This window comes from Rothia sp. HMSC073B08 (assembly GCF_001812975.1).
Classification (GTDB): domain Bacteria; phylum Actinomycetota; class Actinomycetes; order Actinomycetales; family Micrococcaceae; genus Rothia; species Rothia mucilaginosa.
Genome location: NZ_KV811082.1, coordinates 1 through 25,739, shown reverse-complemented (window position 1 = coordinate 25,739; position 25,739 = coordinate 1). Strand labels below are relative to the sequence as shown.

Sequence of the window (25,739 nt, the reverse complement as noted above, 5' to 3'; positions counted from 1 at the left end):
GGGCAAAAACCGCCCCTCACTAGAACACTACAGCACGACTAGAAAATCACAGCACGTCCAGGCCGTCACAGCGAATCTGAACCGGCCGCTCCCCCACGTTCTTCTTCAACGCCGCAATCGTTGCACGCGTAGCACGCAACTCACGGGTCACCTGCTGAGCAATGCCGTACGAGAAAAACATCAGGGTACGCCAATCGCCCTGAACCGGCGCCTCCTCAGAATCCTCCTCAAGAGACTCCGACCAGGCAAAATACCCCTGATCCAGAGGAACCGGGCCCACAATACGCAACTGCTCACGCACCCGCTCCGGCAACGCAGAAGAACCCAAGAACTCCTCCATGAAGGCGCGAACATCCGCCTCCGCACCGGTCACCGCAGCCGTACGAACCGCCGGAGGCAGACCCGTCTGCGCGCGCTCCTCCAGCTCCTGACGAGCAAACCACGCCGGATCCCAACGCACCAGCGCCTGCTCCACCGGCGACGGCGAAGCAGTCGTCACCACCGTACCCTCAAGAGCCGCCGGACGAACCAACGCCGCCGCATTCAACCAGCGACGCAACGCCGCCTCCGGAGCACGCAACGAATCAAAACGAAGCATCTTATCGGCATCCAGAAGAAGCGCCGCCGCATAGCCGCCAAAAGCCACCGGCTCAGCACCCGGAGTCGCCACCACCAACGCAGGCTCAGGACCAACCGACGCCCGCACATGATCACCCGCCGAAGAAATCACCGGAACATTCGGGAACGCACGACCCAGCTCCTCAGCAGTACGAGTCGCACCCGCCGCCGAATAACGCCAATGCGTAAAACCACACTCAGAACAACGCCACTGCTGCGCCAAATGACCGCACCACGAACACGACGGAACCGACGAACCCGAAGCCACCGACAAAGGCCCACTACACTCGCCACAACGCGCCGGCATGCGGCAACGCTCGCACGAAAACGACGGAATATAACCGCTACGCGCCACCTGCACCAACACAGGACCACGCGCCAACGCCCGACGAGCATGCTCAAACGCCAGGTGAGGAATACGCGCCATCGCCGCCAACGGGTCACGCGCCAACTCAAACTCCGAACCCGTCGAAAAAATACGCGGCGAAAAATCACGCACCAACGCACGCGGCGCACGCACATGAGACGCCCAGCGTGTACGCACCAGACGCGCCGCCTCACTACTCATGCTGAACCCGGCAAACAGCGCCGCAGTATTCTCAGCAGAAGCACGCAGAAGCAACACATCACGGGCATGACAATACGGGGCGCGCTGCTCCACCAGCGAAGAATCGCCGTCATCCCAGCACACCACCAGGCCCAGGTTCGCCACCGGCGCGTAGGCGGCAGCGCGGGTACCAATCACCACCGGCACCTGCCCCAAGCGCGCCTTCACAAACCCGTGATAGCGAGTATGCGGAGTCGAATCAGAACTCAAACGCACAAACGAGTCAGCCGGCAGACGCTCGGCGAGCGCCGCCTCCAGAAGATCCAGGTTCTTAGCGGTCGGAACCACCGCAATAGCGCCGCGACCACTGGCAGCAGCAGCCGCGAGTGCGGTCGCCAAAACATCCGCCCACGTATGCTCCAAGTGGCCGGGAAGAACCGTCATCACGGCGCGGGTCGCGGCACCGGCAGCGACATCTTCAATGAACTCCGCACCGTTCTCGTAATCGGAGAAGACGGAGGCGGCATCCGGCGCGTCCGGGTTCAGCGCCGGCGAGTCCAGCACGAAGGGTGCGGGAGCGCCGGGGGTGGCAAGCCACGCGTACGGGTCGGTAGCGATGGAAGTAGCGGCGCTGGAGGCAGCGGAGGCGGTAGAAGGCCCAGATTCCGTGCTCTCGGAAGCCACATGCTCGGAAGCCGCGCTCTCGGGAGCATCGGAAGTGCTTACCGGAGCAGAATCACCCAAATACGCCGACTCGTAACCCGGCAGAAGAGGCGCGTACCTCTTATCCAGCGCGGCAATGCGCGGCGGCACCGCCAGGCGCAGTACGTTCGCCACCGTGGAGGCGTAACGGTCGGCAAGCGCCTCGGCAAGCGCAAAAATTTCGGGCGCAACAGAGGGCACACGCGACAGCACCGACTTGAGCGGCAGCAGCGAGGTGCGCGTCCAATCAGTCGTGGCGGCGCGCTCCTCAATGTAACCGGTCAGCTCGTGGCCGTTGAACAGCACACGCACGCGGGCGCCGGGCACCGCATCCTCACTCAGTTCAGCGGGCACACGGTAATCAAATGTGCGGTCCACCTGCGGCAGAGTGCTATCCACACGCACACGCGCCACAGGGTTCGGCACGCCGCTCGCCTCCAACTCGGCGGCAACGTTCACCGGCTCCGGGGCAGCCGGAATCAGGGCATCACGAAGAGCAGGAAATCCCTGCAACAGGTCAAGCTGTTGCAGGGATTCCTGCTGAGCACCCAACGGTGCTGAAGAGTTCGATTCAGAACTGCTCTGAGTCACCCGAATCAGCGTGCTCCTCTACCCTGACAGATATTAGGAGGAGGACACTGCCGAACGCAGTGCATCCACGCGGTTCAGGCGCTCCCAGGTGAATTCCGGCTCGGTACGACCGAAGTGGCCGTGAGCTGCGGTCTTCTTGTAAATCGGGCGGCGCAGATCCAGTTCGTTAATGATTGCCAGCGGGCGCAGGTCGAAGACCTCACGCACAGCCTTCTCAATCTTGATCGGGTCGACCTTCTCGGTGCCGAAGGTTTCAACGTACAGACCGACCGGCGCTGCCTGGCCGATAGCGTACGCAACCTGAACCTCGGCGCGGTCAGCAAGACCGGCACCCACAATGTTCTTCGCAACCCAACGCATTGCGTACGCTGCGGAACGGTCCACCTTCGACGGGTCCTTACCGGAGAACGCGCCACCACCGTGACGAGCCGAACCGCCGTAGGTGTCCACAATAATCTTGCGGCCGGTCAGGCCCGCGTCACCCACGGGACCACCCTGAACGAAGCGGCCAGCGGGGTTCACAATGAACTTAGCGTTGGAGGAATCCAGCTCGACGCTACCCAGAACCGGTGCGATAACGTGCTTCTCAATGTCTGCACGCAGGTCAGCCAGGTCGTAGCTTGCGGTGTGCTGGCTCGAAACAACCACGGTGTCCACGGAGACAGGCACGTTGTTCGAATCGTAGCCGAGGGTCACCTGAGTCTTGCCGTCGGGGCGCAGCTCGGTCAGCAGGCCGTCCTTACGGACCTTGGTCAGACGCTCAGAGAGGCGGTGCGCCAGCCAAATCGGGGCGGGCATCAGCACGTTCGTCTCGTTCGAAGCGTAACCGAACATGATGCCCTGGTCGCCCGCACCCTGGCGGTCGTACTCGTCAGCAGCGATGCCCTGACGAACCTCGAGGGACTCGTACACGCCGGCGTTAATGTCCGGGGACTGCTCACCAATGGACACGGACACGCCGCAGAACTCGCCGTCGAAGCCGCGGGTGGAGGAATCGTAGCCGATGCCCAGAATGGTCTCGCGCACGATGGAGGGGATTTCGACGTAGCTGGAGGTGGTCACCTCACCCGCAACGTGCACCTGCCCGGTGGTCACCATGGTCTCCACAGCAACGTTCGCTGCGGGATCCTGGGCGATGATGCCGTCAAGGATGGCGTCAGAAATCTGGTCACAAATCTTATCGGGGTGGCCTTCAGTCACCGACTCGCTGGTGAATAGGCGCAGATGGTTATTACTCACGGTTTCCACTCTACTGGTTGAGGGCGCGCGAAGATAGCGCGCTCGTAATGATGACGGTTTCCTTCAATTATGACACGTTTGTTAAGCGCCATTACGAGGCGGGGTGCTGCGTTCACACCCCGGGCGGGCCTTCATCCAGCGCCAGCCAGAGGATTAGGTCAGCGCCAGCAGGCATTTAGGCAAGCGCCGCCAGAATCTTCTGAGCCAACGCCGGACCAATACCCGGCACCACCGTCAGCTCCTCGGCACTCGCCTGCTTAATCTGAGCCACCGACCCGAAATGCTTAATCAGCGCGGCACGCTTCACCTCGCCCAGACCGGGCACCTCATCCAGGGCGGAGGCGACCATCGCCTTACCGCGCTTGGAACGGTGGAAGGTGATAGCGAAACGGTGCGCCTCATCGCGGAGGCGCTGCACCAGGTACAGCGCCTGCGAGGTGCGCGGCAGCACGACCGGGTAGTCGTCGTCCGGTAGCCACAGCTCCTCCAGGCGCTTAGCGATGCCGGCAACGTACACGTCCGTGATGCCCAGGTCGCTCAGCGCGGCGGATGCGGCAGCCACCTGAGGCGGGCCGCCGTCCACGAGCACTAGGTTCGGCGGGTAGGCGAACTTCGCAGGCTCGGGCGTGGAGGCGTCAATCTCGCCGGAGTGCACGGGCGCAGCTTCGCGTTCCGCCTGCTGCGCCAGGTGCCTCTTGAAGCGGCGCGTAATGACGTCGTACATGCTGGCGGTATCGTCACGCGCGGCGTCACCGGTAATGCTGTAGGTGCGGTAGGCGTTCTTCGCGGGCATGCCGTCCTCAAAGACGACCATGGACGCGACCACGTTCGTGCCCTGCACATGCGAAATGTCGTAGCACTCGATGCGCAGCAGCGGGTCGGGCAGTTCCAGCGCCTCCTGCAGCTCCACGAGGGAGGCGCTGCGGGTGGTCAAATCACCGGCACGGCGGCTCTTGTGCAGGGTCAGCGACTGGCGCGCATTCTCGGCAACCGTCTTCATAAGTTCTGCCTTGTCGCCGCGCTGCGGAACGCTAATCTCCACGGGCCCGCCGCGCACCTCCGCCAGCCAGGACGCCAGCTGCTCCTTATTCTCGGGCTCCACCGGCACGAGCACGGAACGCGGAATATCGTAGCTGTTCAGGCTCTTCTCGGCGTCCTTCTGGGAGGCGAGGCTCGCCGCAATATCGCTGTACACCTGCGCGATCAGCTGCTCAATGAGCTGCGCATCGGTGCTGTCGTTGACCTTCTCCACGATCCAGCCGCGCTGGCCGCGGATCCTGCCGCCGCGCACGAAGAACACCTGAACGGATGCCTCCAGATCGTCCTCAGCGTAGGCGAACAGGTCGGCATCCACGGTCGCGCCAAGCACCACGGCGTTACGCTCAAACGCCTTAGTCAGTGCGGCAATATCGTCGCGAAGAATCGCGGCGCGCTCAAAGTCCATATCAGCTGCGGCGGCTTTCATTTCCGCGGTCAGCTGGGCGATATGCTTCTCAGCGCCACCACCCATAAACCGGGTCAGCCCGCGCGCCAACTCGCGGTGCTCCTCGGCGCTAATCTTGCCCACGCACGGCGCCGCGCACTTATCGATATAACCGAGCAGGCACGGGCGGCCGCTATTCTTCGCGCGGTTGAACACGCCGTTCGTGCAGGTGCGCACCGGGAACACACGCAGCAGCGCATCCAGGGTTTCACGAATCGCCCACGCCTGCGAATACGGGCCAAAATAGCGCACGCCCTTACGGCGCTCGCCGCGGGTCACCATGGCGCGCGGGTACACGTCATTGACGGTAATCGCCAGGTACGGGTACGACTTATCGTCGCGGAACGCAATGTTGAAGCGCGGCGAAAACTCCTTAATCCAGGTGTATTCGAGCTGCAGCGACTCCATTTCGCTCGCCACCACGGTCCACTCCACGCTCGCCGCCGTATGCACCATTGCGTAGGTCTTCGGGCTCAGCGTCTGCGGCGACGCAAAATAGCTGTTGAGGCGGTTGCGCAGGTTCTTCGCCTTACCCACGTAGATGACGCGGCCGTCAGCATCGCGAAAACGGTAAACGCCCGGGTCGGTGGGGATTTCGCCGGGGGCGGGGCGGTAGCTGGAAGGCTCTGCCATGGGTACTTTCTCCTCGCTCTACTGGGCTTTCTGCTGGGGTGCCGGGGTCGGTGTGGGCCGCTGCTGGGCTGCCGGGGGGCATCTCAGGCGCTCACAGACGACAAACCGCGCATCCTACACGGAACACCCCAATGCGGGGTCCCATGCGTGGATGCGCGGTTTAAGTCTACGCGGTATAGGCGGCGTGTGCCCTAGCCTGCGTCACGTGCGGCTGAGGGCGAAACGTTGTATTCGTGCTTGCGTGCCTGACCGGACAGCTGAGCAATCTCATCCATGATCGCGTCGGTGGTGACGCGGCGCTGCTTGCCGGTCATCTTCTCGCCGGTCTTCTCAAAGTAGAGCGGCTTGCCCACGCGAATCGTGAAGCGGCGCGGGTAAATCATGTTCGAGCCGGGCTTCTGCAGGCGGTCGGTACCAATCAGACCGACCGGAACCACGGGCGCGCCGGTCATGTGCGCCAGCCACGCCACACCAATCTTGCCGCGGTACAGGTAGCCGTCGCGGGAGCGGGTGCCCTCGGGGTAAATGCCGAAGACCTTACCCTCCTGCAGCTTCTCCAGGGCAATGTCGAGCGCCTTGAGCGATTCGGAACGGTCGGAGCGGTTCACGGGAATGATGTCCACGGCTTCGAAGAATGCCTTCATCATCTTGCCGCGCGGGCCGGGGGTGTTCACGTACTCAGCCTTCGCGAGGAACGCCACGCGGCGCGGCATCATGGCAGAAATAATGATGGAGTCCAGGAAAGACAGGTGGTTGGAGGCGACAATCACCGGGCCGTTGGCGGGGAAGTTTTCGAGTCCGGTCACGCGGGCGCGGAAGACGGTGCGCAGGATTCCGGTGATTGCTTTCTGGGTGGATTTGTAGAGAAGCACGTGAACTCTCCTGAGGTGCCGATAGATTGCGGGCTGTGGCGGCGGTCCGCCGTGGATGCGGGGTGAGTGACCCCTTCTGAATATACGCCGCCAAAGAGCACAAAATCTGTACTGCGGTAACCTGTGCCGCAAAAAATTTGTACTGTGTTTAGTAGCGTCGGATTTTATTATTCCACACCCGAGTGTAGGCACGTGAGGGGTGCCGCGCTCCCCTTCCACATGCTGGGATGCGCCTCCCACCCAGGTTCCTGCGAGTGCCCCGGTTGAGGGCGCCTGCGCAGCTTCCATCCCGGCGCCTCCTCCCCCGCTACAGGCGAGGAAGTGGCACGGAAGCTAAGGGTTCAACCTCAACGTAATATTTCAGGTTTTCGGCCTTATGATTACTGATTTCCCCGCCAAATAGCCGTGTCACATTATGACGCTACGTCAGCAAAGTTTCTCAAATACGCATTTAATATGCAAAAATGAAAACAGGGTGGGCTGTCGCACCTCCCTCAAGGACGATTCACCCTGAACATAGTGAGCCGCCCCTCCAGCGGATGTGCGTCGGAACCACTCCACCTAAAAATTCCACGCACACTGGAGACATACACTATGGCTACAAAACCCGTCTCGCGTGCGGAGGCAGCAAAGATTGCCCGCCGCTCAGACACGGTCGGTGCCTATGCCGGAAAAGGCTGGGTACAGGCTGTTGCGTTTGTGATGCTCCTGGGCTTCACCATCATGGCAGTCCTTGCAATGCGCACCTACGCACTCTCCATGCCGCTACCCGACAAAATTGTCGGCAATGACGGCAAAACCATCGCAACCCAAGAACAGATCCTGCACGGTCAGGAACTCTTCCAGGGACGCGGTCTGCAGCAGTACGGCTCCGTCCTGGGCCACGGCGCCTACCTCGGCCCCGACTACACTGCAGAATACCTGCGCCTGACCACCGATGCTGCCGTCAAGGAGTACCGTGAGCAGGGCAAGCAGGACCCCCGCGAACTCGTGAAGAACGAGTGGCGCAAGGAGAACAAGTACGACGAGCAGACTAAGACCATCACCTGGTCCGCTGGTGAGACCAAGGGCTACCAGCTCATGCTCAAGCACTACCGCGAAACCCTGATGAAGGGCGACACCTCGCAGGGCCTGTTCCCCGACGCCATTAAGAACGACGAAGAACTGCACGACCTCGTCGCCTTCTTCGGCTGGACCGCATGGGCATCGGCGGCAGACCGCCCCGACCAGCCCTACTCCTACACCAACAACTGGCCCTCCGAACCCAACGTGGACAACAAGCCCACCGCGGATCTGATGGTCTGGTCGGCACTCTCCCTGATTGCCCTCATCGGTGGTACCGGTCTGATGTTCGCCATCTACGGCCGCTGGTCCCGCGCAATCGGCTGGCACGCGGAAGAGGCACCCGTCCTCGACTTCCGTCAGCCCGACGAAGTTCGCCTGACCCCCTCGCAGAAGGCAGCCTGCCTGCTCTTCGCAACCATCCTGGTGCTGTTCCTGCTGCAGGCTCTGGTGGGTGCACTCACCGAGCACTACCGTGAAGAACTCACCGGCTTCTTCGGTATCGACATGGGCCAGTTGCTGCCCTACACGGTATCTCGAACCTGGCACCTTCAGCTCTCCCTCTTCTGGACCGCAGGCGCGTTCCTGGCGGGCGGTATCTTCATCGCCCCGCTGATTACCCGCCGCGAACCCAAGAAGCAGGGTCTGCTCACCTACGTTCTCATCGGCGCCGTGGTCTTCGTGGTCCTCGGCTCGCTGCTGAACGAATGGTTCTCTCAGAAGGGCCTCATCCCCAAGGAACTCACCGGCTTCTTCTCGCAGCAGTGGGAGTTCCTGGACCTGCCGCGATTCTTCCAGATCCTGCTCACCGCGGGTATGTTCATCTGGATTGTCATCGTCTGGCGTACCCTCTCCTCCCGCCTGAAGGGCTCGAAGAAGACCTCCCTGCCGTGGCTGTTCCTCTTCTCCGGCCTCGCCATCCCCATGTTCTACGCGGTCGGCCTGCTCGCAGGTCAGCGTACTCACGTGACCGTCGCCGAGTTCTGGCGATTCTGGGTGGTTCACCTCTGGGTGGAGGACTTCCTCGAACTGTTCACCACCGTGATGGTGGCGTACATCTTCGTGCTGCTCGGCGTGGTCCGCGAGCGCATCGCAATCGCCATCATCATGATGGACGCCGTGCTCTACTCCGTCGGTGGTGTGATCGGTACTCTGCACCACACCTACTTCGTCGGTACCCCCTCCGAGCAGATGGCATTCGGTGCGTTCTTCTCGGCTGCTGAGGTTATCCCGCTGACCTTCCTGACCGTTGAGGCGTGGGGTTTCATGCAGCTGGGTGCTCGCCAGTACTCCAACCGCACCAAGCCTTTCCCGCACCGTTGGGCTGTTATGTTCCTGATTGCTGTGGGCTTCTGGAACTTCCTCGGCGCAGGTGTGTTCGGCTTCCTGATTAACCTGCCGATCGTGTCCTACTTCGAGATTGGTACGGCACTGACCGCAAACCACGCACACGCATCCATGATGGGTGTGTACGGTATGCTCGCAATCGCGTTCGCGGTGTTTGGTCTGCGCTACCTGATCCCTGAGGACAAGTGGCCTGAGAAGGGTCTGAAGTTCTCCTTCTGGACCCTGAACATTGGTCTGCTGTGGATGTCCTTCATCTCGCTGCTGCCGCTGGGTATTGCTCAGCTGTACAAGTCCGTGGGTGAAGGCTACTACGAGGCTCGTTCCTTCGCGTTCATCCACGACGGTGCTTCCGCCGTGATGGGTTGGATGCGTATGCCCGGTGACGTCATCTTCCTGGTCGGCATTATCCCGCTGATTAAGCTGGCGCTGCTGGGTATCAAGGAGATCTTCTCCAAGAACGCTAAGGAAACCGTCCTGGAGCTGCCCGAACCGCCGCTGTACGAGGTGGTTGAGGACGCTCGCATCGCAGAGTTCGCCGGCGCTAAGGCTGCCGAGGAGCTGCCCGAGCAGACCAGCCCCTACCGTAGCGATCGTCGAGGCTAACCATGCCTGAGCAGATTGCTGGAGTTTCTTTCCTCGTGTGGCTGGCCTGCGTGTACGCGCTCGGCCTGGTCGCCGTGGGTTGGGGCTTCGATATTCTCGCCAAGCGCACCAGCCAGCGCATGGTGGCGGCGCGAACCTTCGGGTTCACCTACCACCAAGAGAGCGACGCGTGGCTCTGCCCCGAAGACCAGTGGCTGTGGGCGACCGCATTCGACTCGGACAACCGAGTGATGCGTTACCGCGCCAAGCCCAGCGTGTGCAACACCTGCCCGATTAAGGACAGCTGCACCGTCTCGGCGAACGGTCGCGAGCTCACCCGCGAAGTGGATGAATGGCCCTACTCCGAGTCGGGTCGTTTCCACCGCGGGCTCGCGGTTGCCGTGTCGCTGCTGGGTGTGGTCATCCTGATTGGTGCCGCCATCGTCTGGCACTCCCCGCTGGAGCTTCTGGTGGAGGGTGCCGCCGCGGTGGTCTGCCTGTCGCTGACCTACCCGCTGGCTGTGAAGCTCATGCGTTCCCCCGCGAACTTCGAGAACGATCCGAAGCATATTCACGCATCCACCGCTGACGAATCGGTGAACGTGAAGATGGACCGTTTCGCGGCGAAGTGGGGTGGCGTGTCGAATGAGCGTAAGCGCCGTACCGAGCAGACCCGCAAGCAGATGATTGCGGATGCAACCCTGCCGGTTCGTACCTCTGCCCTCGACCCGGACCGCCCCGCATGGAGCGGCACCGGCACCTCGGTTAAGCGACTGCACAAGACCACGAACGAGGTCCTGCAGGAGCAGAACCTGGCTGAGGTTGAGGCTGCCGAAAAGCTGGCAGAGCAGATGGCGAAGAAGTAGCGCTGCACAAGTTTTTCCGTTCCGGCGGCTGACCGGTCGATTGGTCCCGTCTGTTAGCTTCGGCGGCCACCCTGCATGGAATTCTCTTTTATTCCTCTTTTGAGTTTTCCATGCGGGGTGCCGCTAAAGCACCGACCGCCGCGATGTACGCCGGGACGGAAAATTCCCCTCCCTAAACTCCCCCACACAGCCCGATACCGGGCACCCCCTACTACCTGCACCGTACGAGGCGCGGGCAGGTGGGCACACATACCGTCCTCCCCCAATATTTGTGAAGGAAAACCATGGATCCCGTCACTCTGGCAACTATCCTCATCCCAGTTGCCGTCATTGTTCTTTTTATTCTGATTCGTATGTTCCGCGTCATCCCCGAATACGAGCGTGGCATCTCCTTCCGCTTCGGCCACCTGCGTTCGGAGCTGAAGCCCGGCCTGAACGTCGTCTTCCCCCTCGTCGACTCCCTGCAGCGCGTTGACATGCGTGTCATCACCCTGACCATTCCCCCGCAGGAAGTCATTACCAAGGACAACGTTCCCGCCCGCGTGAACGCCGTGGTCCTCTTCCGCGTGACCAACGCCAAGAACGCCGTGCTCGAGGTCGAGAACTACCCGATTGCCACCAGCCAGATTGCGCAGACCACCCTGCGTTCCCTGCTCGGCCGCGTTGACCTGGACACCCTGCTCGCACACCGCGAGGACCTGAACGAGGACCTGCGCTCCATCATCGGTTCCCGCACCGAGCCGTGGGGTATTCAGGTGGAGCTCGTCGAAATTAAGGACGTTGAGATTCCCGAGGCTATGCAGCGCGCCATGGCACGCGAGGCTGAGGCTGAGCGTGAGCGCCGCGCAAAGATCATTTCGGCACGCGGTGAGCTGGAGGCTTCGAGCGAGCTGAAGGAAGCATCCGACATTCTGAGCCAGTCCCCTGCCTCCCTGCAGCTGCGTTACCTGCAGACCCTGCTGGAGCTGGGTGCCGACCAGAACTCGACCGTGGTCTTCCCGCTGCCCATGGACGTGATTGGTCCGCTCGTGGGTGCCCTCAAGGGCGAGAGCAAGTAGGCTACTGCCTCTGAACTAAACCCCTGAGCTAAATACCGAATAGCGTGCAAGGTCCCGAGCAGACATCTGCTCGGGGCTTTCGCTTTAACGGCGGCCGGTCCGCGGGGCTCCTCCCCTGTTCTCTATACCACCGCCTCCCATGCCGTAGCATGGAACCAGCGGCATTACTGCTACACACAGACCCACCCACCGTGAGGGAAGGCGCATGCTACACCACCTCCGCGAGATGCTACACCGCATCCCAGCACCTCGACGCTACGGGCGCGTCATGGCTCTACTCCTCGCCTCCCTGGGCGGCGCGGTGGACGTCTTCTCGCACATCCACTATGAAGCGCTCGTTGCCACGCAGACCGGCAACTTTATTCTGCTTATCGCCGACCTACACCGTGACGCACCGCATGTGGTGCACCTGCGCTGGCTCTCCGTCATTCTCTTCAGCTTCGGGTACCTGGCAGGGCATTTCATTCACGACTTACTCGGTCAACGTGCCCGGATGAGGCACTGGCGCATCGGCACGCTCCTGCCGTTCCTTCTGGTTTGCTTCGCAGTACCCTTCATGGACAGAACTCTGAGCAATAGCTTTCAGGTGGGTGCGCTGGCGTTCACCGTCGGTCTGATGATTCACGCCCTCGCGGATACACGCATTGGCGAAAACCCCTTTTCGCTCTTCATGACCAGCGGCAACTGGCGCAAAATGCTCAGCGCCTGGTACACCGCCGGTTCGCTGTACTTCACACGGAAAACCCCCGACGGAGTCACAAAAAATGAGGCGAAGGCGCAGCGCCGTACGGCTCTGCTCAAAGCCATTGATTACTCTCTCGTAGTCATCTCTTTCATAGCTGGCGTGATTCTCATGGCGCTTATAACCCGATGGTTTGGCGTATTCTCCATCTGGTTAGCGGCGCTGATTGCCGGTACGGCGTTCTGCTTCGGCTACCAGGCTGAAAAGAAAGAGGTTCGTGAGAACCAGGGCGCATAAGATTTACCCAATCTGCGGCTATAGATGGCGGCAGAGCAGAAAACAGAACAGCAAAATATCCCGTGCAGGTGAATATCTGCACGGGATATTTCTATGCGGGATTTACACGCCACGCTTTCAAACGAAGCCCCGAAAACCGGGAAGGAAGGCGTTTGACCCGCCGCGGGGGTTGGATGAGGTGGTTGCGACGGGCCAAACTGGTCGGTTACACGCCGTAGAGGTGCGGGCGCGGCAGGTACATCAGCCAGTTGGGTGAGGGCCGGAATCCTGCCGCAAACGGTTTTCACCGACGCCTTAAGCATAACCGGCACAGACCCCGAACCGGCGGTAGCTTGAGTGAAGCATCAATCACCTATCTCACGCCATGCCGGGGCGGTATTCAGCCCAAAAATCGGTACCTAAAGCCCCGGCGTCCCAAACCCCGCGCGAGCCTCTAGCGCAGCGCCCGACGAACTACCGCAGTGCCCGGTGAGCCTGGTCGAAGAACTCACGCTCATACACGCACGCCGACAGGTACGCCCGCGCCGCGCGGACACGCTGAGCCGGTGAAGCCGCCTCAAACGCACGCTCCACCTCCGCGAGACTACGCGCCACATCCGCGGCAAACTCCTCGCCACCGTACAGGCTCAACCACTCCGCGTACGGGTGGTCCGCGTGGTTCTGCGAGGAGAGCACGGCGCCCACCTCTTCGTACAGCCAGTAGCAGGGCAAGATAGCGGCTGCGCCGACCACGTAATCATCACCGGCGGCGGAGGCGCGCAGGAAATTCGTGTACCCCATCGTAACGGGCGAAGGCCCACCCAGGCGTGCGCGGTTCGCCAACCAGCCCTCGTGCAGCTGCGATTCGGCGGCAATCGCCTCGTGCGCGCCAGCCGCCCAGTGCACCTGCGCCTCAGCGGTATCAGCACGCGCTGAGAGGGTCGCGAGCGCACGCGAATAATCACGCAGGTAGAGGGCATCCTGGTCCAGGTAGAAGGAGAACAGGTCCTCGTCGAGGGTTCCGTCACCGAGGGCACGCACGAAGGGCAGGTCCAGGATCTGGTGCCAGGTTTCGCCACCCGCAGCCCAAAGAGCGGCAGTCCAGGGACCGGCGGGCTTTACGACGGCTTCACCGGCGGGCACGGGGCTGACCGGCAGCAGGCGCTCCGGACTGGTGCCGTCCAGGGCATTACCCTCAGAGTCGGTGGTGGCGAGCAGGTGATGCCACGGGTACGCGGAGGCAGCAGCCTCCAGACGGCGGGCACGTGCGGCGTGGTCCACCGGGCCGTGGCCCTCACCGGAGCCGACCTGCAGACCGGCACCCGCGGCAATGGATTCGTGGAGCCAGCGGGTGCTCCACTGCAGTGCGCGGTGGGTATCTTCGCTGGTCAGAGTGTTCTTCTGGTCTGCGGCAGGTTCTGCGGCTTCAGTGTGCTGCAGCAGTTCCACGCCCAGGCGGGTTGCCAGCGAGGAGGACAGGGAGCATCCGGTGCCGTGCGTATTGCGGCTGTCCAGGCGCGGGGTGCGCACGTGCGCGCAGGTGCCGTCCGGGAAGACCGCGGTATTGCCGGCGTCCTGACCGCACAGGTGACCGCCCTTCACAATGACGGTGGTTCCGGTCGCCGCCGCGAGGTTCGCCGCCTGCTCGTGCGCCTCATCAAAGGTCTGAGCGGGCTCCTTCTGACAGAGCACGGCAAGCTCCGGAATGTTCGGGGTAATCACGTCCACGAGCGGCACGAGGTCGCGCAGCGCCTGCTCCGCTTCCGCCTGCAGCAGACGGTCACCGCTGGAAGCAATCATGACCGGGTCGAGCACGACCACGGGCACCGGGTGCTCGCTCAACCAGGTGCGGACGGTACGGATCGTGGCTGCGTCGCCGAGCATGCCGATTTTCACGGCGTCTACCGTGACGTCATCAAAAACGGCGGCAAGCTGCGCGGTCAAAAACTCCAGGGGCGGGGTGAATACTTCACGAACCCCACAGGTGTTCTGAGCGACCAGTGAGGTGGTCACGCACATGCCGTAACCGCCGGATGCGGTAATGGACTTGAGGTCCGCCTGAATGCCCGCACCGCCGGAGGGGTCGGTTCCCGCAATGGAGAGGACCCTCGGCACCCGAGCTGTCTGAGGTGCCCGGGGGGTTCCGGGAGCGCTCGCGCCGGGTACAGGGTTAGAGGTGGATGCGCACGTGGGCGCGGTAGGCTGCTCTGCCTTCATCGATAATCCCTTCGCTAGTTCGAACTAGAGCAGGTTCAATGGGTGTTTTTCTCAGCCTTGAGTGTTTGTACGCTGTTTCGCGCGCCTACCGTTCCGTGCCCCCGCTGTTTTGGTTGCCCGTCTTTGGGTGGGTCAGCGGGTTGGGAGCAGGCGTCTCAAGGCACCCCATATCGCTCTGCCAGGTTATCACAACGATTCTCAGTAGCTGAAAGTTTTGCGGGTGACAAGTGAATCTCTCCGAAATTTTCGTTTGAGCATTGCGGTACTGCACCACCATTCCGGCTCAGGTTTTCCAGCGCAGGCTTCAGCACCCCCCAGAACTCGCCCGTTAAAAGGCAATGCCCGGCACCGCTTTAGACGGTACCGGGCACTATCAGCCGGACATATCGCCGGGCATATCCACCGGGCTAGGCCAGAGCTTAGGTGAGGGCGAAAATCTCTGCCGGTGAACCCTCCGCAATGATCCTGCCCTCGTGCAGCAGGACCGCACGGTCAGCCAGCGAGGCGATACGCGCATCGTGCGAAATAATCAGCACTGCACGGTTCGCCAACACGGCGCGCAGGGATTCGGTTGCGTCCGCGAGTTCCAGCTGGGTGGTGGACTCGTCCAGAATCACGGCGTGTGGGTCGGCAAGCACGATACGTGCCAACGCCAGCTGCTGAATCTGGTCGCGGGTCAGAGGCGAATCCGCGCCGCTGACGACGGTGTCCATGCCCTGCGGCAGGTCGCGCCACCAGCGGGCACCGACAGCGTCCAGTGCCTCACCCATCTGCTCGACGGTTGCATCCGGCACAACCACCGTAAAGTTATCGGCGAGGGTACCGAAGAAGACGTGCGCTTCCTGCGTGCAAACCAGCAGACGCGGGCGGCCGTCGGCGGCGGCATCGGTCGGGAAGTCGCCGTGACCCACCGGGCGACCCATCACGTTAATGGTGCCGTCCAGGGCGGTCAGCGAACCACCAATCAGACGCGCCAGGGTGGTCTTACCCGAACCGGAACGACCCACCAGGGCGAGCGCCTCGCCGCGGCGAATCTTCAGGTTGATGCCTTCCAGAACGAGGGCGTCCGGCGAGTAGCCGTAGGAGACGTCGATGCAGTCAATGGCGTACTGCGGGTCCTTCACGGCTTCATCCGAGACGGCGGCGAACGCTTCAGCGCGGTGCTGTGCACGCGCCTCACGCTGCTTCTTCGCCAAGGACACCACACCGAACACGCGGCCCATGTTCACGAGCATGATGCGCAGGCTACTGACGTGGTGGTTCAGCATGTCGGCAAGGGTTCGCAGGCTGAAAACCATGACCGAGGCGGTCGCTACGGCACCCCAGCTTGCCCAGCCGAGAGCCACACAGGCGGCGCCCCAGAGCATGCACAGAATCGTGGGGATCCAGGCGTTAATAGCGTCCACGGTGAAGTACAGCTGGCGGATGCGCACCATGCCCAGCTGCGCGGCGAACTGGCGCTTGTTCTCACCGGCGAAGGCATCTTCGCGGGCGGTATGAACGCCCAGCTCACGGATCGTGGAGGTGCCGCGAATGTTCTCGGTCAGCACGCTGTTGAGGTCGCTCACGCGCTCCTGGGCGGTCTGGTTGCGTGCCGCCATGAGCGGCAGCATCTTCGACATGATGAGGGCAAGACCGGCAATCATGGGTAGCATGATCAGACCCATTGCCGGGCTCACGAACGCCAGGGAGAGCGTGGAGATAATGAAGTACAGCACCACGTAGATTGCACCGAGAAGGTCTGTGCTGACAGCGTTTGCGGCCGAGGACAGGTCGTCGGTCACGCGGGTGAGCAGGTCGCCGCTGCCGGCTTCTTCCACGGTGCGTGCATCCAGGTCGAGGGTGCCGTCGAGGGTGTCCTGGTTGGCGTCACGGGTGACGAGCGCACCCAATCGGGCCGCACTGTACGAGGAGACCATGAGGGTTATTGCCTGCACGATGAACGCCGCCAGAATAATCAGAATCGGCTGCCACGGGTAGCTGGAGAACTTACCCGCCACCACGTCGTCCACGGTGGCACCAATCTGCAGGGGCACCACCGCACCCATGAGGGTGCTGACCATGTAGATGACGAAGGTGTAGAGGGCTCGCCCCTTATGCGCTGCGAGGTAGTTCCACATGCGGCGTGCCACGTAGGCGGGGCTTTCGATGGGGAGCTGCTTTGCCATGCTAGTTCACCTCCTGATTCTGAGTGGTTGCGGGGGTTTCTGCCTGAGCGACGGGGTAGCCGTCGCGTTCCATGCGGCGGGTCGTCTCCGCGGGCGTGGAGACAACGTAGACCTGCTCCAAATCCTGCAGCAGGCCGGGGTAGCCGACGGGCAGGCGGTCGCTACCGACCTGGGTTTCCATCGCATCGTAGATGTAGCGCTGGCTGGGTTCGTCCACGGAGTTCAGCGGCTCGGTCAGGATGAGCACCTGCGCGTCCTGTGCGAGTGCGCGGGCGAGTGCCAGACGCTGACGCTGACCACCGGAGAGGTTCGCGCCTTCACTGGTGATGCGGGCGGCAAAGTAGTCTTCGGGGTTGCGTCCGCCCAGTCGGTAGGCGATTTCGCGGGAGTCGGTAATCTTCAGCAGCTCCTGGTCCTTTGCCTGTGCCAGCTCCTCGTCGGGGTTCGGCACGGTACCCAGGCGCAGGTGCTCCTGCAGGGTTCCCGCGAAAATCATGGGATTCGGTTCGCTCAGCAACACGCGGCGGCCGGTTGCGTCCTTGAGGTCCTCTCCCCCGCGTCGCAGGGTGCGGGCGAGCGCCTCGGCGTAGTCTTGCGCGGTGAGGTTGTAGTCGCGCGGGTTGACGTACACGATGCGCAGGTTGCTAGCACCGGTGGGGGCGACGGGTACGGGCACCTCGAAGGTGCTCGCCTCGACTGTTTGTTCGGCGCGTGCCAGCTGCGCCATTTCTTCGTCGGTGCGCGGGCTCTTCAGCACGCCCTGGCGTACGCCCGCGTGGCCTTCGAGCCGGGCGACCTTGGCGAGCGCAATCTTGGCGTAGCGCCATTCCGTCAGAAAGTTCTGGGTAATCCAGATGGGGCCACCCATCATCGCAATAATGGAGGCGACGGTCACCAGGGACGCGGCGGGGGTGTCGGAGACCCAGCGGCCATTTTCGACATGGCCGGTGAGGGCGAAGCCGACGCCGAGCAGGGTCACGGCACCGCCGAGCAGCGCGCGGATGAGGAACATCCAGCGGTGCGTCTTTTCATAGCGCATGTAGCTGTCGAAGACTTCGTCAGTGCCGCGGTGGTAGCGCTCACGCATCTGTTCTTCGGCACCGAGGCCGGCGATGGTGCGCAGACCGGTGGCGATGTCGGAGGCGCGTGAGGAGGCTTCGCCATCCTTCTCACGGTATTCGCCAATCTTGGATTCGAGGAAGGACGAGTACCAGGCAATCACGCCGACCACGATGAGCGTACCGATGAGGGTGACAATCGCGGTGACGGGGTTGATGAGCCAGAGCTGCACGGCACCGAGGGTCGCGATAATCATGGCATTGACGAATAGCGGCAGTGAGAAGTAGACGGCCGTGATGCGGCGTACGTCTTTGTTCATGACGGTGACTGCTTCACCCGCATCAACGGTTGTGCGGGTGCGTCCCATGAGTCGGTTGATGTAGACGCGCCAGTCGCGGCCGAGTTCTGCGCTGAGGGTCATGGAGGTGCCCCAGCCGAAGAACTCGTTGATCACGATGAAGGTGATGGCTGCGACGACCACCCAGAACATGGGCCAGGCGTCGGGGGCTTTTCCGGCGATGTGCTGGTTAATGAATTGGCCCACCATGACGGGGATCAGGATTGCGCCGATACCCGCGGTAGTTTCTCCGAGGACGGGGATTGCCCAGCGGTGCCAGGGGTATTTGTGTCCGGGTGCGGTGACTCGCAGGGCGAGGCGCTTTTTGAGGGCTTCCTCTTCCGCCTTGCGTTGTTCGCTACCGGTTACTTCCTGTGCAGCTTTTTTCTGCGCAGTTTTTTTCTGAGCGGCTTTTTCCTGCGTGGTTTTGTTATGCATGGATTCTTCATGCGTAGCTTCTTCGCGCGCAGCGTTTTCTTGTGCCTTGTCAGCGTTGTATTCAGTCATTCAACGTCTCTCCTTTCTCCTACCCTATTCCTTTATCAATGTGGCACGCAACACTATTTGCATCATAGGTGGGCGTGTCGTTATTTATGCAACGTATTTTGGAGTTTGTATCAGCCGCTCAATATGCACCGACATCAATCGGCGGATTCTGCATCTACGAGGTAATCTATGCGGCATGGGGGGCCTACGTTTTCGACCTTCTGAGCACCAGGTTTTTGCACCACTGCACTTTTAGTGCTTTGTTCTACACTACACGAATTTGGGGAATTCCCGCGTTAGCGCGGCACCGCGCCTCCCGAACGCCCTATAAACGCCCCGCGAAGGAACCGCAACCACCCTGCAAAGATGCAGTGAACACCCCGCAAGCACTCCGCGAGTACCCGTTTGTTCCCTCGTAACGATAACGCCCCCGCGTCCGCCCTATTCCCGATAGACTGGAATCCTCATGAGTATTTTGAATTTTCTTTCTCCCACGCTGGGTGAGAATCCCGGCGACTACAATCGACGCGATTTTAAGGGCAACCCCCTCACCGCCGAAGAAATCTATGAGGCGTTCACCGAGTGGATTTCGACCCGCGGTATGACCCTGTACCCCGCCCAGGACGAGGCCGTTCTGAGCATTGCCGCCGGCCACAACGTGGTGCTGGCAACCCCGACCGGTTCCGGTAAGTCCACTGTGGCTGTTGCCGCGCATTTTACGGGCCTGGCGACCGGTCAGCGCTCCTACTACACCGCCCCCATTAAGGCGTTGGTGTCTGAGAAGTTCTTTGACCTGATTAATATTTTTGGTGCCGAGAACGTGGGCATGATTACCGGCGACTCCGCCATTAATACGGAGGCGCCGATTATCTGCTGCACCGCGGAAATTCTCGCCAATATTGCCCTGCGCGAGGGTAAGGATGCGGACCTCTGCCAGGTCATCATGGACGAGTTCCACTTCTACTCTGACCCGCAGCGCGGCTGGGCGTGGCAGCTTCCCCTGCTGGAGCTTCCGCAGGCGCAGTTCCTGCTGATGAGCGCGACCCTGGGCGATACGACTCGCTTCCAGGAGGAGATGACGGCGCTGACCGGTCGTGAGAGTGACCTGGTGGCGCATTCTGAGCGCCCTATTCCGCTGCATTTCTACTACTCCACCACCCCGGTTCAGGAGACGGTGCAGGAGCTCGTGCAGACCAAGCAGACTCCGGTCTACATTGTGCACTTCTCGCAGAAGGCGGCGCTGGAGCAGGCGAACGCGCTGCTGTCGGTCGCTATCGCCTCCAAGGAAGATAAGGAACGCATCGCCGAGCTGATTGTTAAGTTCCGTTTCGGTCCGGGCTTCGGTAAGGCACTGAATAAGCTGGTGCGTGCCGGTATCGGTATTCACCACGCGGGTATGCTGCCCAAGTACCGCCGCCTCGTGGAACAGCTGGCTCAGGAGGGTCTGCTCAAGGTAATTTGCGGTACCGACACCCTGGGCGTGGGCATTAACGTGCCCATCCGTACCGTGCTGATTACGGCACTGTCGAAGTTTGACGGTGCCCGTAGCCGCCGTCTGCGTGCCCGCGAGTTCCACCAGATCGCTGGACGCGCAGGCCGCGCCGGTTTTGATACCGCCGGCACCGTGGTGGTTCAGGCACCCGAGCACGATATTGAGAACGCTCGCCTACTGGCGAAGGCTCAGGCGAAGTTCGGTGACGACACCAAGCGCATTAACCAGTCGCTCTCCTCCAAGCGTAAGAAGACTCCGGAAGGGTTCGTTGGCTGGTCCGAGAAGACCTTCGACCAGCTGGTAGAGGCAGCCCCGGAGCCGCTAACATCCTCCTTCGACATCACCCATTCGATGCTGCTGAACCTGATGCACCGCCCGGAGAACCCGGTCATTGCCGCGTACCGCATCATTCAGGAGAACCACGAGAGCCCTGCGCGCCGCCGCGAGCTGCTGTGCAAGGCAATCGGCATCTACAAGGAATTGCTGACCGGCGGCGTGATTGAGCGAACCAACACCCCGGACAAGCACGGCTCCTACCTGCGCATGACTGAGGACCTGCAGGATAACTTTGCCCTGAACCAGCCGCTGTCCGCTTTTGCGGTCGCCGCGCTGGAACTGCTCGACCCCGAGTCCCCCAGCTACGCACTGGACGCGCTCTCCCTCATTGAGGCGACCTTGGATTCGCCGAACCAGGTGCTGTACGCACAGGAACGCAAGGCGAAGAACGAACTGTCGGCACAGCTGAAGGCGGACGGCGTGGACTACACCGAACGCATGAACGAGCTGGACAAGGTCACCTACCCGCAGCCCCTGGCGGAGCTCATCGATCAGGCGTACACGACCTACAAGCAGTCCGCGCCGTGGGTGGCACGTTTTGAGCCGCGCCCCAAGTCAATCGTGCGTGACATGTACGAACGCGCGATGGGCTTCAACGACTTCGTGCAGTACTACTCGCTCGAACGTGCCGAGGGCGTGCTCCTGCGTTACCTCTCTGACGCATACAAGGCGCTGCGCCACACCATCCCCGATTCTGCCGTGACCGACGAGCTCGACGACATCATCGAGTGGCTCGGCGAGCTGGTACGCCAGACCGACTCCTCCCTGGTGGACGAATGGGAGAAGCTGGCTGCCGGCGAAGACACCGCGACCATTGCGGCCGAGCACGCCTCCATCGAGGAGGAAGAGCCTCCCGCCGTGACGCAGAACCTGCGTGCCTTCCGCGTGATGGTGCGCAACGCCCTCTTCCGCCGTGTGGAGCTCTTCGCTGACGAGCGTGACCGCGCCCTGGGCGCCCTGGACGAGTGGTGCGGCTGGGATGCCGACCGCTGGGCGGACGCCATGGACGACTACTTCGACACCTACGACGACATCTACACGGACGCCGACGCGCGCTCGCCTCGCCTGGTCAGCATGGATGAGGACACCGCCGCTCACCCGGGCGTGTGGAAGGTTCAGCAGAGCTTCGCCGACCCCGAAGATAACTTTGACTTCGGTATTCGTGCCGAGGTTGATCTGGCGGCATCCGATGAGGCGGGTTACCCGGTGCTGAAGATTCTGAGCGTGGGCGAGTTCTAAGACTCCGATTGAGACTCCGAAAGAGACTCCGAAAGAGACTCCGCCCGAGGCTCTGCCACGATGTTGCCCGTAGTGGGCTAGAATACAGAGTATCTATCTATTTGAATGAAAGAAGGTTCACCGTTGACCGTTTCTTCGCTTCCCAAGGTTGAGTACCGCAAGGGTTCGGTCGTCAAGCACGACGGCTACGAGATTACCGACCACTGGTTCCAGGTTCCCCTGACCCACGGTCTGATTTTCTCCAAGGGCAAGGATGCCGCTCTCTCCTCCCGTTTCGCGGACCAGACCATCACCGTGTTCGCCCGTGAGGTTGTGAGCACCAACGAGACTCTGACCGTTTCGGCTGATAAGCGTCCTTACATTGTGTACCTGCAGGGTGGCCCCGGTTTCGGTTCGCCGAAGACCGGCTCCATTGGCGGCTGGATTGCTGAGCTGGCGAAGACTCACCGCGTGGTTCTTCTGGATCAGCGCGGTACCGGCATGTCTTCCCCGCTGTCTGCCCGCACCATCACCGCTGTGGGTGACGCGCAGGTTCAGGCTGAGTACACTGAGCTGTTCCGTGCGGACTCCATCATCGCTGACGCGGAGGCTGTCCGCGAGGTGCTGCTGGCTGACCGTGCCGACAAGCGCTGGTCCACCATTGGTCAGTCCTTCGGTGGCTTCCTGACCCTGTCCTACCTGTCGTTCGCACCGCAGTCGTTGCGTGACTGCCGCATCACCGCGGGCCTGGCGCCGATTCGCACCTCCGTGGACAACGTCTACCAGCACACCTTCGACCGCATGAAGGAACGTGTTGAGGAGTACTACAGCTGGTTCCCCGAGGACGCTGAGCTCGCTACCCGCATTGCTGAGCACCTGCGCACCCACAAGGAGTACCTGCCCACCGGTGAGCGTCTGACCGATCACCGCTTCCAGATGGCCGGCCATTTCCTGGGTGGCCGCTGGCGCGAGCGCGGTCTGCACTACTTCCTGGAGACCGCTTTCGCTGAGGGTAACGACCACCTGTCCGATCAGTTCCTGACCGCTATGGGTGCCGAGGTGACCTTCCAGGCGAACCCGCTGTACGCCCTGATGCACGAGACCATTTACGCTGACGGCCCCGCTGACGGCGTTCTGCCCGGCATCCCCGGCTACGAGCTGTCCCCCTCCCCCGCGCCGACCAACTGGTCTGCTGCTCGCGTGGCGGCTTCCCGCCCCGAGTTCGCACCGGATGCGGACCGTCTGCTCTTCACCGGCGAGCACATCTTCCCCTGGTACTACGAGGAGGATCCCTCGCTGCGTCCGCTGGCTGAGGTTGCGAACCTGCTGGCTGAGAAGAAGGACTGGGGTCGCCTGTACGACCACGCACAGCTGCACAAGAACGAGGTTCCCGTGGTGGCTGCGGCGTACAACCCGGACGTGTACGTGGACTTTGAGCACTCCATGGAGACCGCTCGCTGGGTCGGTAACACCCACGTGTGGACTTCGAAGACCCACCACCACGACGGTTTCGGTTCTGACTCGCTGACCATTCTGGGTCACCTGAAGAACATGCTGGCTGAGGTTCACAACCAGTAATTCTTCTGAGATATCTCTGATATAGCTAAAGCCCCTCACTCCGGTTGATCCGGTGTGAGGGGCTTTAGTGTTAGCGCCAGCCTGGTGAGGCCGCATACTCAGTAGCTCAAACTACTACTTCGAGGAGGAAGCGTGCGCATCCTGTGCGGTGCGGGCACGCATCACGAGGGCGTGGTATTCGTCTTCCTTCTCGATCAGCTCGTCACGCAGCTTCTGCGGAATAGTCTTGAGCTTCTCGGTTTCCTGCTGCCAGCGGGCGGTGATGTCCGCACGCTCGGCGGCGGGTGCATCCTCGGGCAGTGCCAGGTACTTCTCGGAGAGCGCCTGAACGCGCTGAATGGTCTGCAGTGCGCGGCCCTTGGGGCTGAGCAGCGAGGCAAGCACGGTAATAATCAGGACGCCCACGATGACCATCAGCGACATTTCGGTGCTGATTTCGACCACGTGCACGGGCTCGCCGTGGTTGATGAACGGCAGGTTGTTCTCGTGCATTGCGTGCAGGATGAGCTTCACACCAATGAACGCGAGGATGGTCGCCAGGCCGTAGGAGAGGTAGACGAGGCGGTCCAGCAGGCCGTCAATGAGGAAGTACAGCTGGCGCAGACCCATGAGGGAGAACGCGGTCGCGGTGAACACAATGTAGACGGACTGGGTGAGGCCGAAGATCGCGGGGATCGAGTCGAGCGCGAAGAGCAGGTCGGAACCAGCGATAGCGACCATGACGAGCATCATGGGGGTCATGACGCGCTTGCCGTTTTCGATGGTGAAGAGCTTGTCACCGTCGAAGTGGTCGCTGGTCTTCAGGTACTTCTTGGCGAGGCGGACCATGATGTTGTCGGCTTCGTCGTCGCCGTCGCCTTCGGTGATTTCGTCCTTGAGCAGGTTACCTGCGGTCATGAGCAGGACCAGGCCGAAGATGTAGAACACCCAGGCGAAGGAGTTAATGATCGCAGCGCCGGCGAAGATGAAAGTACCGCGCGCCAGGATCGCGAAGACGATACCGAAGAGCAGGACCTTCTGCTGATTCTCACGGGCAACACGGAAGGTACCCATAATGATCATGAAGACGAAGAGGTTATCGACCGAGAGAGCTTCTTCGGTGATGTAGCCTGCATAGAATTCGGTAGCGGCGGAGGGGCCGTTCGTCACGAAAATGTACAGACCGAACAGCAGCGCGATGCCGATGTAAATACTCGACCAGATGGCCGCTTCCTTGACGGAGGGTTCGTGCGCCTTACGAACGTGGAACACGAAGTCGAAGGCCAACAGACCCGCGATGATGAGAATAGTAACCAACCATTGCAACCCGGTAACTTCCATGGGGAGCCTTTCTTGTGGTGTGCGTACAGGACCACAAGTCTCTCCCGCCGATCTGAATGGAGGTCGGCTCGATTCACCGGTTAGGCGCCTTCGGCTAACGTGCTGACGATGAGTCGATTGGTGGGATACTCCCTTGCTCGGTGAACGATTATACCTTAGGGTTCATGATTCCATGAAGGTCCAGTGAAGTTTTTATATTTTTGGCGGTTTATTAGGCGGCTTGAAGGGTAAGGATTCACCGGTATTTATAGGGCGCTTTAGGGCTCCAAAGGTCGTGTCCGCACAGTACGCGCACCTCCACACGCGCGCGAAGAGGGGCTCGAAGTTGCCACTCCGAGCCCCTCCCCAAGTGAAGAGCCTCCACGGTTTAAAAACAGCGGTATAGGTTTAGATATTCAATTCACGCAAACGTGCTACAAGCTGCTGGCCCAGGTCAACACCTGCAGAACGAGCAATATCTTCGGTGCCCGGCATGCTCAATGCGCTGTAAACATACACGGGTTCCGCCCACTTCATGCGTGAAAACGCAGCGGTATTCTCCAAGGGGTTGAAGATTTCAGGGAAGTTGTTCGGTAGCTTCTCTGCATAGATTTCTGCGTTTGCACCGGCACTTGCTGCAACTACGAGAGTCTTACCCGCAAGCTTATCGCCGTCGCTCCCGTAGGCAAATCCGTAGGTGAAAACATCATCCAGCCACTGCTTAAGCAAAGCGGGAACCGAGTACCAGAAGACGGGGAACTGCAAAACGATAACGTCCGCTTCCATGAGAGCCTGCTGTTCTGCGGCAATATCAAATGAACCGTTGACGCGGTGGGATGCGAGTTCGCGCACCTCTACGTTTTCTCCCAGGGTCTCAGTGACAACACGGAGAGTTTCAGCGCTAGCGGTCGAGAGTTCGGGAGTGGGGTGACCGTAGACGATAAGAGCCTTAGACATATGTGGCTCTTCAGAGTTGAGTGTGGTTGGAGGC

General features: G+C 61.4%; 15 protein-coding genes and 1 riboswitch. Of the genes, 6 read left to right on the top strand and 9 right to left on the bottom strand.

Features of this window, described 5'->3' with window-relative positions; translation table 11 throughout:
* Positions 1 to 46 precede the first annotated feature (46 nt).
* From HMPREF2884_RS06370 to HMPREF2884_RS06355, 4 genes are all read right to left on the bottom strand, one after another.
* On the bottom strand, positions 47 to 2,458 hold the full coding sequence (locus HMPREF2884_RS06370; protein ID WP_070616318.1) for a primosomal protein N' family DNA-binding protein: 2,412 nt from the start codon (positions 2,456 to 2,458) through the stop codon (positions 47 to 49).
* Between the two features lie 33 nt (positions 2,459 to 2,491).
* Entirely contained in the window at positions 2,492 to 3,697 is a 1,206-nt protein-coding gene (metK, locus tag HMPREF2884_RS06365; RefSeq protein ID WP_005506182.1) for a methionine adenosyltransferase, read from the bottom strand.
* Positions 3,698 to 3,872: 175 nt separating this feature from the next.
* Positions 3,873 to 5,813: an excinuclease ABC subunit UvrC gene (uvrC, locus tag HMPREF2884_RS06360; protein WP_070616317.1), complete on the bottom strand. Its 1,941-nt coding sequence runs from the start codon at positions 5,811 to 5,813 to the stop codon at positions 3,873 to 3,875.
* Between the two features lie 191 nt (positions 5,814 to 6,004).
* Positions 6,005 to 6,685: a lysophospholipid acyltransferase family protein gene (locus HMPREF2884_RS06355; RefSeq protein WP_070616316.1), complete on the bottom strand. Its 681-nt coding sequence runs from the start codon at positions 6,683 to 6,685 to the stop codon at positions 6,005 to 6,007.
* 594 nt (positions 6,686 to 7,279) lie between these two features.
* On the opposite strand from HMPREF2884_RS06355, the gene HMPREF2884_RS06350 reads away from it, so the two are divergent.
* The 4 genes from HMPREF2884_RS06350 to HMPREF2884_RS06335 all read left to right on the top strand — a co-directional run bounded on the left by HMPREF2884_RS06350 (position 7,280) and on the right by HMPREF2884_RS06335 (position 12,579).
* Positions 7,280 to 9,697 carry a nitric-oxide reductase large subunit gene (locus HMPREF2884_RS06350; protein WP_070616315.1) on the top strand — a complete coding sequence of 806 codons (2,418 nt, stop codon included), beginning with the start codon at positions 7,280 to 7,282 and terminating at the stop codon, positions 9,695 to 9,697.
* Between the two features lie 2 nt (positions 9,698 to 9,699).
* Positions 9,700 to 10,542, top strand: a complete 843-nt coding sequence (locus HMPREF2884_RS06345; protein ID WP_005509140.1) for a transposase — start codon at positions 9,700 to 9,702, stop codon at positions 10,540 to 10,542.
* A gap of 284 nt (positions 10,543 to 10,826) precedes the next feature.
* Positions 10,827 to 11,600 (top strand): slipin family protein, encoded by a 774-nt coding sequence (locus tag HMPREF2884_RS06340; protein WP_005506196.1) that lies wholly within the window; start codon positions 10,827 to 10,829, stop codon positions 11,598 to 11,600.
* A 205-nt stretch (positions 11,601 to 11,805) separates the two neighbouring features.
* Entirely contained in the window at positions 11,806 to 12,579 is a 774-nt protein-coding gene (locus tag HMPREF2884_RS06335; protein WP_070616314.1) for a YoaK family protein, read from the top strand.
* 453 nt (positions 12,580 to 13,032) lie between these two features.
* On the opposite strand, the gene HMPREF2884_RS06330 is transcribed toward HMPREF2884_RS06335, so the two are convergent.
* From HMPREF2884_RS06330 to HMPREF2884_RS06320, 3 genes are all read right to left on the bottom strand, one after another.
* Complete coding sequence (locus HMPREF2884_RS06330) at positions 13,033 to 14,775, bottom strand: bifunctional hydroxymethylpyrimidine kinase/phosphomethylpyrimidine kinase (protein WP_083309681.1); 1,743 nt, start codon at positions 14,773 to 14,775, stop codon at positions 13,033 to 13,035.
* Positions 14,764 to 14,953, bottom strand: a riboswitch (TPP riboswitch). (Overlaps the previous gene by 12 nt.)
* Positions 14,954 to 15,194: 241 nt before the next feature.
* On the bottom strand, positions 15,195 to 16,943 hold the full coding sequence (locus tag HMPREF2884_RS06325) for an ABC transporter ATP-binding protein (RefSeq protein WP_070616313.1): 1,749 nt from the start codon (positions 16,941 to 16,943) through the stop codon (positions 15,195 to 15,197).
* 1 nt (position 16,944) lies between these two features.
* Positions 16,945 to 18,846: an ABC transporter transmembrane domain-containing protein gene (locus HMPREF2884_RS06320; RefSeq protein WP_070616312.1), complete on the bottom strand. Its 1,902-nt coding sequence runs from the start codon at positions 18,844 to 18,846 to the stop codon at positions 16,945 to 16,947.
* Positions 18,847 to 19,291: 445 nt separating this feature from the next.
* Between HMPREF2884_RS06320 and HMPREF2884_RS06315 the strand changes: the two genes are divergently transcribed.
* On the top strand, positions 19,292 to 21,892 hold the full coding sequence (locus tag HMPREF2884_RS06315) for a DEAD/DEAH box helicase (RefSeq protein WP_070616311.1): 2,601 nt from the start codon (positions 19,292 to 19,294) through the stop codon (positions 21,890 to 21,892).
* Between the two features lie 105 nt (positions 21,893 to 21,997).
* A complete protein-coding gene (locus HMPREF2884_RS06310) occupies positions 21,998 to 23,449 on the top strand; it encodes an alpha/beta fold hydrolase (protein ID WP_070616310.1) in 1,452 nt (483 codons plus the stop codon).
* 114 nt (positions 23,450 to 23,563) lie between these two features.
* On the opposite strand, the gene HMPREF2884_RS06305 is transcribed toward HMPREF2884_RS06310, so the two are convergent.
* Both HMPREF2884_RS06305 and HMPREF2884_RS06300 read right to left on the bottom strand, forming a co-directional pair.
* A complete protein-coding gene (locus HMPREF2884_RS06305; protein ID WP_070616309.1) occupies positions 23,564 to 24,769 on the bottom strand; it encodes a TerC family protein in 1,206 nt (401 codons plus the stop codon).
* A 387-nt stretch (positions 24,770 to 25,156) separates the two neighbouring features.
* On the bottom strand, positions 25,157 to 25,705 hold the full coding sequence (locus HMPREF2884_RS06300) for an NAD(P)H-dependent oxidoreductase (protein WP_070616308.1): 549 nt from the start codon (positions 25,703 to 25,705) through the stop codon (positions 25,157 to 25,159).
* Positions 25,706 to 25,739: the final 34 nt, after the last annotated feature.

Coding starts and splice junctions, on each gene's coding strand:
- HMPREF2884_RS06320 (WP_070616312.1), bottom strand. CDS start 18,846: ATGACTGAATACAACGCTGACAAGGCACAAGAAAACGCTGCGCGCGAA.
- HMPREF2884_RS06340 (WP_005506196.1), top strand. CDS start 10,827: ATGGATCCCGTCACTCTGGCAACTATCCTCATCCCAGTTGCCGTCATT.
- HMPREF2884_RS06315 (WP_070616311.1), top strand. CDS start 19,292: ATGAGTATTTTGAATTTTCTTTCTCCCACGCTGGGTGAGAATCCCGGC.
- HMPREF2884_RS06330 (WP_083309681.1), bottom strand. CDS start 14,775: ATGAAGGCAGAGCAGCCTACCGCGCCCACGTGCGCATCCACCTCTAAC.
- HMPREF2884_RS06335 (WP_070616314.1), top strand. CDS start 11,806: ATGCTACACCACCTCCGCGAGATGCTACACCGCATCCCAGCACCTCGA.
- uvrC (WP_070616317.1), bottom strand. CDS start 5,813: ATGGCAGAGCCTTCCAGCTACCGCCCCGCCCCCGGCGAAATCCCCACC.
- HMPREF2884_RS06345 (WP_005509140.1), top strand. CDS start 9,700: ATGCCTGAGCAGATTGCTGGAGTTTCTTTCCTCGTGTGGCTGGCCTGC.
- HMPREF2884_RS06325 (WP_070616313.1), bottom strand. CDS start 16,943: ATGGCAAAGCAGCTCCCCATCGAAAGCCCCGCCTACGTGGCACGCCGC.
- HMPREF2884_RS06300 (WP_070616308.1), bottom strand. CDS start 25,705: ATGTCTAAGGCTCTTATCGTCTACGGTCACCCCACTCCCGAACTCTCG.
- HMPREF2884_RS06305 (WP_070616309.1), bottom strand. CDS start 24,769: ATGGAAGTTACCGGGTTGCAATGGTTGGTTACTATTCTCATCATCGCG.
- HMPREF2884_RS06350 (WP_070616315.1), top strand. CDS start 7,280: ATGGCTACAAAACCCGTCTCGCGTGCGGAGGCAGCAAAGATTGCCCGC.
- HMPREF2884_RS06310 (WP_070616310.1), top strand. CDS start 21,998: ATGAAAGAAGGTTCACCGTTGACCGTTTCTTCGCTTCCCAAGGTTGAG.